This is a genomic window from Rhodoferax sp. (assembly GCF_023701345.1).
In the GTDB taxonomy this organism is placed as follows: Bacteria; Pseudomonadota; Gammaproteobacteria; order Burkholderiales; family Burkholderiaceae_C; genus Rhodoferax.
The window spans coordinates 1-15,100 of sequence record NZ_JAMPXE010000086.1 but is presented as its reverse complement, the minus strand read 5'-3'; the positions used below and the strand labels follow the sequence as shown (position 1 = coordinate 15,100).

Sequence of the window (15,100 nt, the reverse complement as noted above, 5' to 3'; positions counted from 1 at the left end):
TGCGCTTGGGCCGACGCGCGAGCCGCGTGGTGCTTTACGCGATCGCGGCTTACTTCCTGGCGTTTGCGCCGACCGCGCGTCGCATGTCACGCGATTATTTGCGGCGGGTGCTGCAACTGCCGACGCCCGCATCGGTCGGCTGGCGCCATTTGTTTCGGCATTTCCTGTGTTTCGCGTCGGTGACCCATGACCGGGTTTATCTGGTCAACGGGCGCTTCGAGCTGTTCGACATCCGCGTTCATAACCAAGAACTCATCGACCAGGTCGTGGCCGACGGCCAAGGCGTTTTCCTGCTCGGCGCGCATCTGGGCAGTTTCGAAGTGCTGCGGGCCATCGGCCGCCAACAACCCGGCCTGCGGGTGGTCATGGCGATGTTTGAGGAAAACGCGCGCAAGATCAACGCCGCGCTCGGCGCCATCAACCCGAAAGCGCAACAGGACATCGTGGCACTTGGCCACATCGATTCGATGATTCAGGTGCATGAACTGCTGGGTCAGGGCACGGTCGTCGGCATGTTGGGCGACCGCTCGCTGGGTCTGGACGACACCCGCGCGTTTGACTTTCTGGGCGATCCGGCCGAGCTGCCGCTGGGGCCGTTCCGGATGGCGGCGATCTTGAGGCGCCCGGTCCTGTTCATGACCGGGCTGTATCGCGGCGGCAACCGGTATGACATCCATTTCGAGGCGCTGGCGGATTTCTCCAAGGTGCCGCCGCGCGGACGCACGCTGGCGGTCCAGGCGGCCATGGCGCGTTATGCTGCGCTGCTGGTGTGCTACTGTCGCAGCGCGCCCTACAACTGGTTCAACTTCTTTGATTTCTGGCGCGCTCCCGTGCCGCGACCCAGCCGTTCCCCTGAAAAAAATCACCCCACGCCATGATGCACCCCGTTCGACTTTTTAGACTGGCGTCCCTCGTGCTGGGCCTGGTGTTTGCCATCACCAGCCCGGCGGCCTTGGCGGCCTGGGACCTTCAGCAATTGATGGACTCGCTGGCGCAAAACCGGTCCAGCCAGGCCAGCTTTGTCGAGAAGAAAAATATGGCCATGCTGGAGCGCCCGGTCGAGTCGTCCGGGCAACTGTTCTACACCGCGCCTGACTACCTGGAAAAGCGCACGCTCAAGCCCAAACCCGAATCCATGGTGATCGACGGCGGCGAGTTGTTGATTGAGCGCGGCCGGCAAAAACACCGTCTGCAGTTGCAGGCTTATCCTGAACTGGCGGCGTTTATCGACAGCATTCGCGGCACCTTGGCAGGCGACCGCCAGGCGCTGGAACGCAACTACCAACTGAGCCTGGAGGGCACGGCGGAGCGCTGGACCCTGCAACTGCTGCCACGCGACGACAAGATGCTGGCCGTGGTGCAGCGCATCCGCATCACCGGCGCCCGTGACCAGGTGCGCGGCATCGAAATCATCCAGGCCGATGGCGACAGCTCGGTGATGCGCATTGAGAAACTGGTGACGCCGTGAGGCCTGATACGCGCCGCCGTGGCCACCTGGCCGTCGCGCTGTGGCTGGCGTTTTTACTGCTCTGCGCTGGCGTGATCAGCCGCACCAGCTTCACCACCGACTTGTCGGCCTTCATGCCGCGCACCCCCACGCCGGAGCAGCGGCTGCTGATGGACCAACTGCGTGACGGCCTGGCCTCGCGCCTGATCCTGGTCGGCATTGAAGGCGCCGATGCGCCCCGCCGTGCGCAGCTCTCCAAACACATCGCGCAGCGCCTGCGCACCGATGCGGCTTTTGTCACCGTCAACAATGGCGAGCCCGTCAACACCGAGCGCGACCGCGCCTTTCTGTTCAACAACCGTTATCTCTTGAGCCCGGCGGTGACGCCCGCGCGCTTCAGCGCGGAGGGGTTACATGCCGCCCTGAGCGAGAGCATTGACCTGCTGGCATCGCCCGCCGGGCTGCTGGTGAAATCCATGTTGCCGCGCGACCCGACCGGTGAGATGGTGCAATTGCTCGAACAGCTCAACAGCGGCACGCAGCCCAAGCTGGTGCAGGGCGCCTGGGCCTCACGCGACGGTGCGCGCGCCCTGCTGCTGCTGCAAACGCGCGCCGCGGGTTCCGATACCGATGCCCAGCAAAGCGCCATGACGGCGATTCGTCAGGCATTTGAGACGGCGCCCGAGGCCCACGCGGACGCCAGGCTGCTCATGAGCGGCCCCGGCGTGTTCTCGGTGACGTCGCGTGACACCATCAAAAGCCAGGTCAGCCTGCTGTCACTCATCAGCGTCGGGCTCGTCGCGGCGCTGCTGCTGCTGGTTTACCGCTCTTTCACGGCACTTGCCCTGGGGTTTTTGCCGGTCATCAGCGGCGTGCTGGCAGGTGTTGCGGCGGTCAGCCTGGGCTTTGGTTCGGTGCATGGCATCACGCTGGGCTTTGGCACCGCGCTGATCGGCGAGGCGGTGGACTATTCGATCTACCTGTTTGTGCAATCCGAACAGGGCGAGGCCGACCCGCAGCACTGGATCAAACGTTTTTGGCCGACCATCCGGCTCGGCGTGCTGACTTCCATGGCCGGCTTTGCCGCCTTGTTGCTGTCGGGCTTTCCGGGCCTGGCGCAACTCGGCCTGTATGCGATGGCCGGGCTGGTCGTCGCCGCCAGCGTGACCCGTTTCGTGCTGCCGCTGCTGCTGCCGGCCAACTTTCGCATTCACGACGTCAGCAACGTCGGGCGCGTCATGGCTGGCCTGGTGCAGCGCGCCGCGGCCCTGCGCTGGCCGGCCGCGCTGCTGTTGCTGCTGGCCTGCGCCGTTCTCATCAACAGCCGGGCCAGCTTGTTGAATGACGAGATCGCCTCCCTGAGTCCGGTGTCGCAGGCCGATGTGGCGCTCGATACCCGTCTGCGGGCTGACATGGGCGCGCCGGACGTGCGTTATCTGGTGGTTGTCTCCGGCACCAGCCAGGAAGAGGTGCTGCGCTCTGCCGAGCAGGTTTCAGCGCTGTTGCAAGCGCAAGTCGATCAGGGCGAACTGGCCGGCTTCCAGAGCCCCAGCCGTTACCTCCCCAGCGCGGCGACGCAGCGTGCCCGCCAGGCCAGCTTGCCCCTTGCGGCACCGCTGGCGGCCAACCTGGCACAAGCCGTGCAAGGCTTGCCGCTGCGCGCGTCACTGCTGACACCGTTTCTGGCGGACGTTGAAGCCGCCCGCAGCCGGCCCCTGCTGCAGGCCGGCGACCTGGCGCAGACCTCCATGGCGATGGCGCTCGACGCCTTGTTACTGGCGCAAAAGGACCGCTGGACCGCCTTGCTGCCGCTCACCGCACCGGAGGGTGTGGGCATCCAGGCCGACAAGATTCGCACGGCCTTGACGCGCACGGGCTTGAAGAATGTGCTGTTCGTGGACATGAAAGCCGAGTCCGATCACCTGTACGCCGGCTATTTGCATGAAGCCACGCTGCTGTCGCTGGGTGGACTGGTCGCCATTGTGGGCTTGCTGCTGCTGGTTTTTCGCTCGCCGATGCGTGTGCTGCGCCTGATTGCGCCGCTGGCGGCGGCGGTCATTACCGTCACGGCCGGGCTGGCCCTGCTGGGTCAGCAATTGATCATTCTGCATCTGGTGGGCTTGCTGCTGGTGGTGGCCGTGGGCTCCAATTACGCCTTGTTTTTTGACCAACTTGATGCGCGCACGCCGATCGCGCCGCGCACGCTGGCCTCGATGCTGTTTGCCAACCTCACCACGGTGGCCGGGTTTGGCGTGCTGGCGTTTTCCAAGGTCTCTTTGTTGCAGGCCATGGGCGTCACGGTGGCGCCGGGCGTCATATTGGCGCTGGTCTATGCGGCCATTTTTGCCAGGAAGTCCGATGCGTGAGGCACACTGGCGGCGGCGTTTGTTGCTTGGCGCCAGCGCCGTGCTTCATCTGCTGGCCGTGGCGGCCGTCCTGGCTGAGCCCGCGCGATGGCCTTGGGCGCTGGCTGGCGTGGCGCTCAATCACCTGCTGATTGCTGCTATCGGCCTGTGGCCGCGCAGCCATTGGCTGGGGCCAAACTGGACACGCTTGCCCGCCGCTGCTGTGGCCCGCCATGAAATTGCGCTGACCCTCGACGACGGCCCCGATCCGGTCGTCACGCCGCTGGTGCTCGATCTGCTGGAACGTTACGCGGTTCAGGCCACCTTTTTTTGCATTGGCGAGCAAGCCGCCCGCTACCCCGATCTGTGCCGCGACATCGTGCGCCGGGGCCACGCGGTGGAAAACCACAGCCAGCACCACCGCCATCATTTTTCGCTGCTGGGGCCGCGTGGCATGGCGCGCGAACTGCAGGCCGCGCAAGACACTTTGAGCTCGATTACCGGCCAGCGCCCCGTGTTTTTTCGTGCCCCGGCCGGCTTGCGCAACCCCTTTCTCGACCCGGTGCTGACCCGGCTCGGGCTCAGGCTGGCCAGTTGGTCCGCACGCGGTTTCGACACCCGGATCAGCGACGCCGGGCGTGTTCAAAACCAACTGCTGGGTGGCTTGCAAGCCGGCGCCATTTTGCTGCTGCACGACGGCCATGCGGCGCGAACCACGCGGGGCGTCCCGGTCGTGCTTGAAGTGCTGCCGGGGCTGCTGGCGTCTGCGGCGGCCGCCGGTCTGCGTTTTGTGACCTTGCGGCAGGCTGCATCGCCATGAAGGAGCAGCCTTGAACGAGCCGCGTCAGCAGACCGTCTGGTACCGTCAGGTGGCAGCGGTCCTCTCCCAACATATGGTTCTGAAAAGCATGGGCACCATGCTGTTCATCGCCGTGTTTTTTGGCGCTTATTTCTTTCTGCTCAAACACCCCGCCAGCGCCGTCACGGTGATGCCCTTGACCGGGCTGGACCGGCTGGTCAGCTTTGAACCCTGGACCATGCCGCTGTATGTCTCGCTGTGGATCTACGTCTCCCTGCCGCCGGCCTTGCTGGCAACGCGGCAAGAACTTTATGCCTATGGCCGGGCGATGGCGGGGACTTGCCTGAGTGGCCTGGTCATCTTCTTCCTGTGGCCTACCGCGGTCCCCGCCGCCGATATCGACTGGGCGCGTTATCCGGGTGTGGATTTCCTCAAGAGCCTGGACGCCTCGGGCAATGCCTGTCCTTCCCTGCATGTGGCCACCGCCATTTTTTCATGTCTCTGGCTGCACTACCTGCTGCGCCGCTTTGGCGCGCCGCAGTGGCTGCGCCTGCTCAATGGGCTGTGGTGCGCTGGCATCGTCTATTCCACACTGGCCACACGCCAGCATGTGGTCGTGGATGTGGCGGCCGGTCTGCTGCTGGGGGGGCTGGCAGCCGCCCTGTCCTTGCGCCATCTTATGCCCCTGAAAAACTGACAGATCAGGCCCGACCCCCTGAATTTGCTAGACTCAGGCTCACTTTTTAGATCGGCTTGGTGTCCCCCTGAACTCGCTCTGGCTTTCCCATTTCACCGCCACCAGCAGCATTGGTCGCGGACTGGCGTCCACCCTGTCCGCACTGCGCCGGCAGCGGGGCGGGCTGATGCCATGCACCTTCGACACGGTTGACCTGCCGACCTTTGTGGGTGAGGTCGCGGGGGTGGACGCGGTGCAGTTGCCGACGCCACTGGCAGCCTTTGATTGCCGCAACAACCGGCTCGCGCTGCTGGGCCTGCTGCAAGACGGTTTTAGCGAGGCGGTCGCCGCCGCGAGCAAGAAGTACGGGCCGCAGCGCGTCGGCGTTTTCATCGGCACCAGCACCTCCGGCATTCTGCAAACCGAGCTGGCTTATCGGCGGCGCGATCCGGTCAGCGGTGCCTTGCCCGCCGATTTTGTTTACGCGGCCACGCACAATACCTTTTCTGTAGCCGACTTCACGCGTCACTACCTGGGCTTGAGCGGCCCGGCCTTCGTGGTGTCATCCGCTTGTTCTTCCAGCGCCAAGGTATTTGCCTCGGCCCGGCGCCTGATGGCCACCGGGCTGATCGACGCCGCAGTGGTGGGCGGCGTCGATTCGCTGTGCCTGACAACCCTGTATGGCTTCAATTCCCTGGGCCTGATGTCAACGCAGGCCTGCCGTCCGTTCGACATCGGGCGCGACGGCATTTCCATTGGTGAGGCGGCGGCGTTTGCCCTGCTGGAGCCGGTGCCCGCGCAGTTGGCTCCTGATGCCGTGCTGCTGCTGGGTGTCGGCGAATCCAGCGATGCCCATCACATGTCCTCGCCCCACCCCGAAGGCCTGGGCGCGCGCATGGCGATGCAGCAGGCGCTGACGCTGGCCGGGCTCGGCGCTGCCGACATTGACTACATCAACCTGCACGGCACGGCCACGCCAAGCAACGATGCGGCCGAGGCCAAGGCGGTGTCAGCGCTGTTCGGATCGACCACGCCCTGCAGCTCCACCAAGGGCGCGACCGGACACACGCTGGGTGCGGCCGGCGCGCTGGAGGCGGTGATCTGCGCGCTGGCGCTGCAGCACGGCTTGCTGCCGGGTGGACTGAACACCCAGCAGCCTGACCCGGCGCTGGCACTCAATTACCTGATCAATAACCGCGAACAAGCCGTGGCCCGCGTGCTGAGCAACTCGTTTGGTTTTGGCGGCACCAATTGCAGCCTGATTTTTGGCCGTGCCGGTTAAGGAAAAGCGATGACACTGCCTTCTGCCTTGCCCGCGCCGCCCCTCACCGTTTTTGTCGAAGGCATCGGCCTGCTGGGCCCTGGCCTGGGCAACTGGGCGCAAGGCCGTGGCGCGCTGGCGGGCAGCCAAAGCTACCAGGGCGCGCGCTGCATCGTGCCGCTGCCGATGGCACTGCCAGCGGCTGAGCGCCGCCGCGCGGGCACGGTGGTCAAGGTGGCGCTGGCGATTGGCCAGGAAGCGGTGACGGCTTCAGGCTTGTCGGCGAGCGCGCTGCCTTCCGTGTTTGCCTCGTCGAGTGGGGACACGATCAATTGCCATGAAATTTGCAGCGCGCTGGCGTCAAGCGACCGGCTGATTTCGCCCACGCGCTTTCATAATTCGGTGCACAACGCGGCTTCGGGTTACTGGAGCATTTCAAGTGGCGCCATGGCCAGCTCGTCGGTGCTGTGCGCGTTTGATGGCAGTTTCGCCGCCGGGCTGCTGGAGGCGATGGCGCAGGTGATGCTTGAGCAAACTGCGGTGTTGCTGGTGGCCTATGACACCGACTACCCCGAGCCGCTGCGCAGCGTGCGGCCTTTGCCGGACACCTTCGGCGTGGCGCTGGTGCTGGCGCCCAGGCGCAGCGAGCGCAGCCTGGCCCAGTGGTTCCTGGCGCCAGTCGCCTGCCTGACCGGCGCGCCGGCGCAGTGCCTGCAAGACGACGCCCTGGAGCGCCTGCGCAGCAGCATTCCTGCCGCGCGCTGCCTGCCGCTGCTGCGCAGTGTGGCGACTCAAACCCAGGGCGAGGTGGTGCTGGACTACCTTGCCGGCTTGCAGCTGGTGGTGCAGGTGGCGCCTTGCCTTTGACGCGCGCCCCCGCAACCCTGCAGCACGCCGATATTGCGCGGCGTATTCCGCACCAGGGCAGCATGTGCCTGCTGGAGCGCGTGAGCGCCTGGGACACCCAGCAGATCCGCTGCCAGGCCAGCAGCCACCGGGACAGCGACAACCCCTTGCGCGCGCACGGCCGACTGGGCGCGGCTTGCGGCATTGAATATGCGGCGCAGGCCATGGCCGTGCATGGTGCCTTGCTGGCTGAGTCCGGCGCCGGCGCTGCCCGCCAGGGCCCCACCCTGGGTTACCTGGCCAGCGTTCGCGGCGTGACGCTGCATGTGGACCGGCTTGATGATGTGAGCGATGCGCTCGCCATCCACGCCGAACGCCTGAGCGGCGACAGCACCACGGTTCTGTACAGTTTCACGGTTCATGCCGGGCCCAGGCTGCTGCTTGGCGGGCGCGCGGCGGTCATCCTCGACGCCCAGGGCCTGGCTTTGCCGCAACCCGGCACACCAATCCCCCAAAACCTATGAACACAACTCCTCTTCGCAAACGCGCGCTGGTCACAGGTGGCAGTGGCGGCATCGGCGCGGCGATCTGCCGACAACTGGCGGCCGATGGTTTTCATGTCACCGTGCACGCCAACCGCCACCTGGAGGCCGCTCAGGCAACGGTCGACGCCATCCAGGCCGCAGGCGGACAGGCCCAGGCGCTGGCCTTTGACATCACTGACGCAGCAGCGAGCACCACCGCGCTGGCGGCGCTGTTGGCGCAGGGGCCGATCCAGGTGCTGGTGAACAACGCCGGCATTCACGACGACGCCATCTTTCCGGGCATGCAACTCAAGCAATGGCAGCAAGTCATCGACGTGTCGCTGAACGGTTTCTTTCATGTCACCCAGCCCTTGATGATGCCGATGATTCGCACCCGCTGGGGACGCATCATCAACATCACCTCGGTCGCCGCCGTGGTGGGCAACCGCGGCCAGGTCAACTACGCGGCCGCCAAGGGGGCGCTGCATTCGGCCACCAAGTCACTCGCGCTGGAGCTGGCCAGCCGCGGCATCACCGTCAACGCCGTGGCACCGGGCATCATTGACACGGCCATGAGCCAAGGCAGCTTCAGCGCCGACGAGATCGCCCGCATGGTGCCCATGAAGCGGGCCGGCCGGACCGATGAAGTGGCCGATCTCGTCAGTTTTCTGGCCTCGGAGCGCGCCGCCTACATCAGCGGGCAAATCATTTCCATCAACGGCGGGATGATTTAGCGAGGGGCGACCCAAGAAGGCTGTGAACCTCAATATGGGCGCGGCTTCTGACGGCTCAATCAAGGGCAATGTCATGCTGAATCGGGGTTGAGCCGGCGGGGATGGGATAGGCGCCGGGCGCTCAGCGTCCCTCGGACTTTTTAATGTCGCGCCCAACGTCTACCCCACCCCAGCACCAACCAACTGCGACACTTGGCGCCATCATCTCGGCGAATGGGCCATGGTCGCATTTGACTTCTTTGTAACCGGGTGTAATATTGTCCCCAAGGGCAAAACCATTGAAAGGTGGTGACGCAAAGCTACCGGCCTAAATGCTTGTCGAAGGTATATGGCTGCGGGGTTACCGGTTCAAGGTCGTCATTCTGTGAAATCGAATGTACCGCATAGCAGCTTCGCCCTGGATGCCCAATAAATGGCAACAAAGGGAGGGTTCATCATGCTACGTGTCGGGAATCCTGGTGCAACTTGTGGAATTTTTCCAGGTGATCAAGGCTGCTACAAACAGCTATTCGAGTTGTCGCCGGACCCGACCTGGATCATTGACGGCAATCGGTTTGTTGAATGCAATGAGGCTGCCATCAAGACCCTGGGCTACCCGAGCCGCGACGACTTTCTGAACGTCCACCCCGCAAAACTCTCGCCACCCAGACAGCCCGACGGGGAAGACTCCTACGTCAAGGCCGAACGCATGATGGCCATTGCCAAAGACAAGGGTCTGCATCGATTCGAGTGGATACACACCAGGGCCAACGGGACGGATTTTGTTGCCGAGGTGACCCTTGCAGCAATCCAACTTTTGGATCGACAGGTCATCTACTGCGTCTGGCGCGACATTACCGAGCGCAAACAGACCGAGCAGGCACTGGCACATAGCAAGCAGCAATATGACATCTTGGTGTCGAAGATTCCGTTTGGCACTTATATCTTGAACAGCAAGCCAGACGGCAGTTTCGGGCTTGACTATGTCAGTCCAAGAGCTGCAGAATTGCTCGAAGCGAGCGAGCAGAGCCTTCTCGCGGATGTCACAGTCGTATTCCAGACGATTCATCCCGATGACAGAGATGCTTTCATCAAGTTGAATCAGGAAGGCATCGAACAATTGCGCCCATTTGAGTGGAGCGGTCGGGTTGGGTCTAATGGGTATGTCAAGTTTTTGCACATTGGATCGACACCTGTTCCACAGGCAAACGGCGAGGTCTTGTGGCTTGGAATCGTCGAGGACATCACCAAGCGCAAGCAGATGGAAGAGCAGGTGCGGCAACTGGCCTTCTATGACCCGCTGACCCATTTGCCTAATCGTCGATTGATGGGTGACAGGCTGATCCAATCACTGGCTGAGAGCAAGCGCAGCAACCGCTACGGCGCCCTCCTATTTCTTGACCTGGATAATTTCAAGGCGCTCAATGACAAACATGGACATGTGGTGGGCGACTTGCTTCTGGTGCAGGCAGCCATGCGCATGAAGAGCTGCGTGCGTGAGGTCGATACTGTGGCACGCTTTGGCGGCGATGAATTTGTGGTGATGATGGGTGACTTGAATGAGGAGAAAGCGGCATCGACAGCGCTTGCGGGCAGCGCCGCGGAAAAAATTCGTACCGCTCTGGCTGAACCGTACAGGCTGGCGATCACACACGGTTCGCCGATCGATGCCTTGATTGAGCATCGTTGCACTGCAAGCATTGGCGTGGTGGTATTCATCGACCGCGAAGGAACGCATGACGACTTCCTGCAGTTGGCAGATACCGCTATGTACCAAGCCAAGACAGCGGGCGGGAATTTGATTCGGCTGTCTGAGGCAACGTGTTGGTCATGATTTCCCGATAGATCGACCCAAAAACTGCGCAATGCCATGGCGACCCGAGGAATCCTTGTTGACCGATACGCCAAGTCCTTGTAGCTGACTTGCCATAAAGCTGCCGCTCGCCTGCACCCGGTTACGCAGACTTGTCCTTCGCCCTTCAAACACCCTTGATGCGCCGGGCGATCAGCCAGGGCAGGCGCAGCAAAAAACCCATGAAAAGACGACTGTGCATCCAGCTCAGCAACAGGTTGTCGCGCAGGTAGTTGAAATGCGAGACCCCGCCTTCATCGGCGCGAAAATAGCGCACCGTGGCGGGCAGGTTGACGGGTTTGACGCCCTGCCAGCACATGCGCACCGCCGCCTCGGGGTCAAAGTCAAAGCGGCGCATCCAGCGCTGGCCATGCATGACGCGGCGCAGCGGCTCGATCGGGTAAACGCGAAAACCGAACAGCGAATCGCCAATGCCCGCCCACAGCGTTTCCAGGTTGGCCCAGCCGTTGGAGACCTTGCGCCCGTTGACGCGCAGGCGCGGCGCGTCGGCCGCAAACACCGGCACCCCCAGCACCATGGCGGCCGGCTGGGCGATGGATGCGGCCATGAAGTCGGGGATCAACTGGGCCGGGTGCTGGCCATCGGAGTCCATGGTCAGCACATGGGTGAAGCCTTGCGCCGCCGCCAGGTCCAGCCCGTGCAGCACGGCCGCGCCCTTGCCGACGTTGCGCGGCAGCACGATCACACGCAGGTCCTGATCCTGCGCTGCCATGGCTTGCAGGCCCGCGGCGCTGGCATCGGTACTGCCGTCCACCACCACCCAGACCGGCGACCACTGGGCGCGCGCCGAACGCACGGTCTCGAACACCTTGGCGCCGGGGTTGTAGCTGGGAATCAGCACCAGGTGGGTGCGCGACGCGCGGGATGGAATAGTCATTGGCGACAAGCAACAGGTAAAAAATGAAGGCCCGCCCTCAGGCCGGCGGTGCCAGGACGGGAAACTCGGGCAACTGGGCATGGGCCAACTCGGACTGGAAATACTGCTCCAGTTGACTGGCAAAGTCCGCCGTATGCTGGGGCGGCTCAAAGCGCTTGCCGAGCCGGATGCGGTAGGTGATGGGCATTTTGGGCGTCCACAACACCGACCAGCCTTTGCCCAGAAAGCCTGAATCGGTTTCAATGAATACTGTCTGCACCGCCGCGCCGGCTTTTTTGGCGATCAGCCCGGCCGTGCCTTGCATCGCACTGACCGGAAAGCGGGTGGTGCGCGTGCCCTCGGGAAACAGCAACAGGTGGCTGCCCTGGCTTAAATCGTCGACGGCGCCTTGCACCATGGCGCGCAGCGGCGTGTTGCGGATGTAGCCCGCCAGTCGGGCTCCCGCGCCGAAAAAGACACTGTTGACGATGTCGGCCTTCATGATGCAGACGGCATTGGGCAGCCGCGACAAGATCATGACCGCATCAAGCAGCGAGGGGTGGTTGGGCGCAATGACCAGGGCCGGACCCGCCCTGAGCGCGTCCAGCGCTGTCAGGTCGAAACGACACGCCCCCATGAATTCAAGCGAGCGCAGGTAGAAACGAAACACCAGGGCGATCAACTGGCGCCCGGCTCGCTTGCTCAGCCCCCGTGGCAAAACCGCCCGCAAGGGCAGCGCCAGCAGCGAGACCACGAGGCAGATCAGGCCCAGCACCAAGAAACCCAGGTGCATCCTGATGGTCTCATGCAGGGCCGGGCGGGGTTGAGGCATCACGCGCTCGTTCATAACGACATAGGGCTTGTTTTCCATCAATGGGGAGAGCGAGGTGTATTTTGCCCGGTCAAGGGGGCGCTCCCTCACGGGCGGTGATGCGTTGCAGCAGCACCGGGGCCTGGGCCGGTGCCTGATCGCTGATTTGAACCTTGGCCAGCAGCGTCTGGCGGGCCCGCTCGGCTGACGCTGCATCAGCCGCATGCACCAGCGCCAGCACCTCGCCCGTTTGCACGGCCTGGCCAATCCGGGTGAATTGCGACAAACCCACGCGCGCATCAATCGTGTCGCTGGCCTGGCGCCGGCCGCCGCCGAGTTCCAGCACGGCCAGGCCGATGTCGCGCGTGGCCATGCCAGCGACAAAACCACCGCGCGGCGCCAGCACCGGCAATTGAACCGGTGCCGTCGGCAGGTAATGGCCGGGGCGCTCGCAGAAGTCCGCCGGGCCGCCCAGCGCGGCGACCATGCGCGCGAACTGTTCCAGCGCGCGGCCACTGTGCAAGACGTCATCCACTTGCTGCAGGGCCTGGGCCTCGTCACCAGCCAGGCCGCCCATCAGCAGCAGCTCGGCGCTCAGGCGTCGGGTGACTTCATTCAGGCGTGTGTCCACGTCCTCGCCGCGCAAAAACTGCACGGCTTCCATCACCTCCAGCGCATTGCCACAGCTGCCGCCCAGCACCTGGTTCATGTCGGTGAGCCAGGCGCGCGTCGGCAAGCCGGCACCGTTGGCCACCTGCACCAGCGATTCGGCCAGGGCGGTGGCCATGTCCAGCGATTCGGCAAAAGCGCCGTTGCCCACTTTCACATCCATCACCAGCCCCTGCAGCCCGGCGGCGAGTTTTTTCGACAGGATGCTGGCGGTGATCAAGGGCACCGACTCCACCGTGGCCGTGACGTCGCGAATCGCGTACAGCCTGCGGTCGGCCGGCGCCAGCTCCGCCGTCTGGCCAATGATGGCGCAGCCTGCACTTTTCAGTGCCCGGTGCAGCGTGGCCAAATCGGGCGCGGTGTTGTAGCCCGGAATGCTCGCCAGCTTGTCGAGCGTGCCGCCGGTGTGGCCCAGGCCGCGGCCCGAGACCATCGGCACCACGCCGCCGCAGGCCGCCACGATGGGGGCCAGCATCAGGCTCACCTTGTCGCCGACGCCACCGGTGGAATGTTTGTCCAGCACCGGGCCGTGCAGGTGGGCGGCGCGCCAGTTCATCACCAGGCCGGAATGCGTCATGGCCCGGGTCAGGTCAATGGTTTCTGCGCGGCTCATGCCCTTGGTAAAGATCGCCATGGCCAGCGCGGCGGCCTGGCCTTCGCTCCATGAGCCATCGACCAGACCTTTGACAAAGCTGTCGATGTGGGCGCGCGCCAAGGTGTGGCCGTCGCGTTTGATGCGGATGATTTCCTGGGCCAGCATGGTGAGGTTTCAGTAAGCGCCGCGCGGCGCGGCGCTGGGTTCAGCCGCGCCGGACAGCACCGCCTCGATGTTGTTCAACAGGCTGCTGGCACCGATGCGAAAACGTTGTGGTGTCAGGGCTGAAGCGCCCAGCAGTTCTTGCGTGAGCGTCAGGTAGGCGGCGGCCTCGGCCACGGTGCGGATGCCGCCGGCCGCCTTGAAGCCCACACGGTGGCGCGCCGCAGGGCTGGCGGCGATGGCGGCGAGCATGGTGCGCGCGGCCGCCAGCGTGGCGCTGACCGGGGTTTTGCCGGTACTGGTTTTCAGAAAGTCGGCGCCACTGTTCAGGCTCAACTGGCAGGCGCGCTCAATCAGCGCGGGCGTCCTGAGTTCGCCGGTTTCCAGAATCACTTTGAGCAGCAGGCCGGGGCAGGCCCGACGCACGACGTTCAGCAGTTCTGCGACAGTGCGTTCGTCACCGGCCATCAGGCTGCGGTAGGGCAGCACCAGGTCGACTTCCTGCGCCCCGGCTTGCACGATCTGTTTCGTGTCGCGCACGGCTGCGTCAATGTCGGCGTTGCCATGCGGGAAATTGGCCACCGCCGCCACGCCGATGGATGCCGGCAATTGGGCGCGGGCAAAGGCCGCCAGGCGCGGCCAGACGCACACCGCAGCCACCGGGCCGAACGGACTCTGGGCGCGTTGGCACAGGGTGGCAATGTCGGCCTCGGCGTCAGCCGTGTTCAGGCTGGTGAGGTCGAGGCAGGCCAAAACCAGGCGGGCGCTGCTTTGCGTGTCATTCGTCAAGGGGACGGGGCTTGGTGGCGAGGTGTTCATGCGAATGGCCAGGCGGCAATGATGTCGGCCAGCAAGCGGCTGGCACTTGCACTGCCTATTTGCGCTTGCTGCAGGGTATGGGCGTGGCTCAGATGCTCGGCCGACATGCCGGCGCCCAGGTTGGTGATGAAGGACAGCGCCAGCACGCGCAGGCCCAGGTGGCGCGCCAGGATGGTCTCGGGCACGGTGCTCATGCCCACGGCATCGGCACCCAGCAGCCGGGCCATGCGGATCTCGGCCGGGGTTTCAAATTGCGGGCCCAAAAACCAGGCGTACACACCCTCGAACAGGGTGGCACCCTGCGCCTGCGCCACGCGCAGTGCATGGGCGCGCAGCGCCGGGTCGTAGGCATCGACCATGTTGACAAAGCGCCCGGACCCGCCGGTGCCCACCAGCGGCGAGCGCTGTGGCAGATTGAGGTGGTCGGTCAGCAGCATCAGGCTTTGCGGCGGCATGTCAGGGCGCAAACTGCCGGCCGCATTGGTCTGCACCAGCGTGTGGCAGCCCAAGGCTTTAAGCACTTGCAGCGGCACCGCCATGCCGTCCACGGCGCCGGTTTCATAGCCGTGCTGGCGCCCGCTCATGACGGCCACTTTTTGTGCGCCAATCTGTCCCAGCCACAGCGTGCCGCCATGGCCGGCCACGCCGGGCTGCGGAAAACCGGCCAGCGCGCCGTACGGGATCTGGACGGCGTCGGTGAGGTG

15 protein-coding genes and 1 riboswitch are annotated in these 15,100 nt (G+C 64.5%); of the genes, 10 read left to right on the top strand and 5 right to left on the bottom strand.

All coding sequences use genetic code 11. The features are described 5' to 3' along the window. The 10 genes from NDI87_RS12065 to NDI87_RS12020 form a co-directional block, all read left to right on the top strand. Positions 1-878, top strand: an 878-nt coding sequence (locus NDI87_RS12065) for an acyl-CoA synthetase (protein WP_296275500.1), incomplete at its 5' end; no start/stop codon positions are given. Next, a complete protein-coding gene (locus NDI87_RS12060) occupies positions 875-1,468 on the top strand; it encodes a LolA-related protein (protein WP_296275498.1) in 594 nt (197 codons plus the stop codon). The genes NDI87_RS12065 and NDI87_RS12060, both read left to right, overlap by 4 nt. Further along, positions 1,465-3,813: an MMPL family transporter gene (locus tag NDI87_RS12055; RefSeq protein WP_296275497.1), complete on the top strand. Its 2,349-nt coding sequence runs from the start codon at positions 1,465-1,467 to the stop codon at positions 3,811-3,813. The genes NDI87_RS12060 and NDI87_RS12055 overlap by 4 nt, the downstream gene beginning before the upstream one ends. Then, complete coding sequence (locus tag NDI87_RS12050) at positions 3,806-4,612, top strand: polysaccharide deacetylase family protein (protein ID WP_296275496.1); 807 nt, start codon at positions 3,806-3,808, stop codon at positions 4,610-4,612. The genes NDI87_RS12055 and NDI87_RS12050 overlap by 8 nt, the downstream gene beginning before the upstream one ends. 10 nt (positions 4,613-4,622) lie before the next feature. Further along, on the top strand, positions 4,623-5,288 hold the full coding sequence (locus NDI87_RS12045; protein WP_296275495.1) for a phosphatase PAP2 family protein: 666 nt from the start codon (positions 4,623-4,625) through the stop codon (positions 5,286-5,288). A gap of 67 nt (positions 5,289-5,355) precedes the next feature. After that, entirely contained in the window at positions 5,356-6,549 is a 1,194-nt protein-coding gene (locus NDI87_RS12040; protein WP_296275502.1) for a beta-ketoacyl-[acyl-carrier-protein] synthase family protein, read from the top strand. 9 nt (positions 6,550-6,558) lie between these two features. Beyond that, the gene (locus tag NDI87_RS12035; protein ID WP_296275494.1) at positions 6,559-7,395 is read left to right on the top strand and encodes a beta-ketoacyl synthase chain length factor; all 837 of its coding nucleotides are present in this window, start codon (positions 6,559-6,561) and stop codon (positions 7,393-7,395) included. 62 nt (positions 7,396-7,457) lie between these two features. Next, the gene (locus NDI87_RS12030; RefSeq protein WP_296275501.1) at positions 7,458-7,898 is read left to right on the top strand and encodes a 3-hydroxylacyl-ACP dehydratase; all 441 of its coding nucleotides are present in this window, start codon (positions 7,458-7,460) and stop codon (positions 7,896-7,898) included. Beyond that, positions 7,895-8,632 carry a 3-oxoacyl-ACP reductase FabG gene (fabG, locus tag NDI87_RS12025; protein WP_296275493.1) on the top strand — a complete coding sequence of 246 codons (738 nt, stop codon included), beginning with the start codon at positions 7,895-7,897 and terminating at the stop codon, positions 8,630-8,632. Before NDI87_RS12030 ends, fabG begins: the two co-directional genes overlap by 4 nt. A gap of 258 nt (positions 8,633-8,890) precedes the next feature. Beyond that, positions 8,891-8,980, top strand: a riboswitch (cyclic di-GMP riboswitch). 64 nt (positions 8,981-9,044) lie between these two features. After that, positions 9,045-10,445, top strand: coding sequence for a diguanylate cyclase (locus NDI87_RS12020; RefSeq protein WP_296275492.1), 1,401 nt, complete (start codon positions 9,045-9,047; stop codon positions 10,443-10,445). A gap of 145 nt (positions 10,446-10,590) precedes the next feature. Here NDI87_RS12020 and NDI87_RS12015 read toward each other — a convergent pair whose 3' ends face one another. From NDI87_RS12015 to NDI87_RS11995, 5 genes are all read right to left on the bottom strand, one after another. Next, positions 10,591-11,361 carry a glycosyltransferase family 2 protein gene (locus NDI87_RS12015; protein ID WP_296275490.1) on the bottom strand — a complete coding sequence of 257 codons (771 nt, stop codon included), beginning with the start codon at positions 11,359-11,361 and terminating at the stop codon, positions 10,591-10,593. A 37-nt stretch (positions 11,362-11,398) separates the two neighbouring features. Continuing rightward, the gene (locus tag NDI87_RS12010) at positions 11,399-12,172 is read right to left on the bottom strand and encodes a lysophospholipid acyltransferase family protein (protein WP_296275488.1); all 774 of its coding nucleotides are present in this window, start codon (positions 12,170-12,172) and stop codon (positions 11,399-11,401) included. A 70-nt stretch (positions 12,173-12,242) separates the two neighbouring features. Beyond that, positions 12,243-13,580, bottom strand: coding sequence for a thymidine phosphorylase (gene deoA / locus NDI87_RS12005; RefSeq protein ID WP_296275486.1), 1,338 nt, complete (start codon positions 13,578-13,580; stop codon positions 12,243-12,245). 9 nt (positions 13,581-13,589) lie between these two features. Then, positions 13,590-14,396, bottom strand: a complete 807-nt coding sequence (deoC, locus tag NDI87_RS12000; protein ID WP_296275484.1) for a deoxyribose-phosphate aldolase — start codon at positions 14,394-14,396, stop codon at positions 13,590-13,592. Beyond that, positions 14,393-15,100: purine-nucleoside phosphorylase (locus NDI87_RS11995; protein WP_296275483.1), on the bottom strand; the 708-nt coding region annotated here is incomplete at its 5' end. The genes NDI87_RS11995 and deoC, both read right to left, overlap by 4 nt.

Excerpts from the sequence above, each read along its gene's own strand:
- NDI87_RS12060 (WP_296275498.1), top strand. The coding sequence starts at position 875 with ATGATGCACCCCGTTCGACTTTTTAGACTGGCGTCCCTCGTGCTGGGC.
- NDI87_RS12050 (WP_296275496.1), top strand. The coding sequence starts at position 3,806 with ATGCGTGAGGCACACTGGCGGCGGCGTTTGTTGCTTGGCGCCAGCGCC.
- NDI87_RS12035 (WP_296275494.1), top strand. The coding sequence starts at position 6,559 with ATGACACTGCCTTCTGCCTTGCCCGCGCCGCCCCTCACCGTTTTTGTC.
- NDI87_RS12030 (WP_296275501.1), top strand. The coding sequence starts at position 7,458 with ATGTGCCTGCTGGAGCGCGTGAGCGCCTGGGACACCCAGCAGATCCGC.
- fabG (WP_296275493.1), top strand. The coding sequence starts at position 7,895 with ATGAACACAACTCCTCTTCGCAAACGCGCGCTGGTCACAGGTGGCAGT.
- NDI87_RS12020 (WP_296275492.1), top strand. The coding sequence starts at position 9,045 with ATGGCAACAAAGGGAGGGTTCATCATGCTACGTGTCGGGAATCCTGGT.
- NDI87_RS12015 (WP_296275490.1), bottom strand. The coding sequence starts at position 11,361 with ATGACTATTCCATCCCGCGCGTCGCGCACCCACCTGGTGCTGATTCCC.
- NDI87_RS12010 (WP_296275488.1), bottom strand. The coding sequence starts at position 12,172 with ATGCCTCAACCCCGCCCGGCCCTGCATGAGACCATCAGGATGCACCTG.
- deoA (WP_296275486.1), bottom strand. The coding sequence starts at position 13,580 with ATGCTGGCCCAGGAAATCATCCGCATCAAACGCGACGGCCACACCTTG.
- deoC (WP_296275484.1), bottom strand. The coding sequence starts at position 14,396 with ATGAACACCTCGCCACCAAGCCCCGTCCCCTTGACGAATGACACGCAA.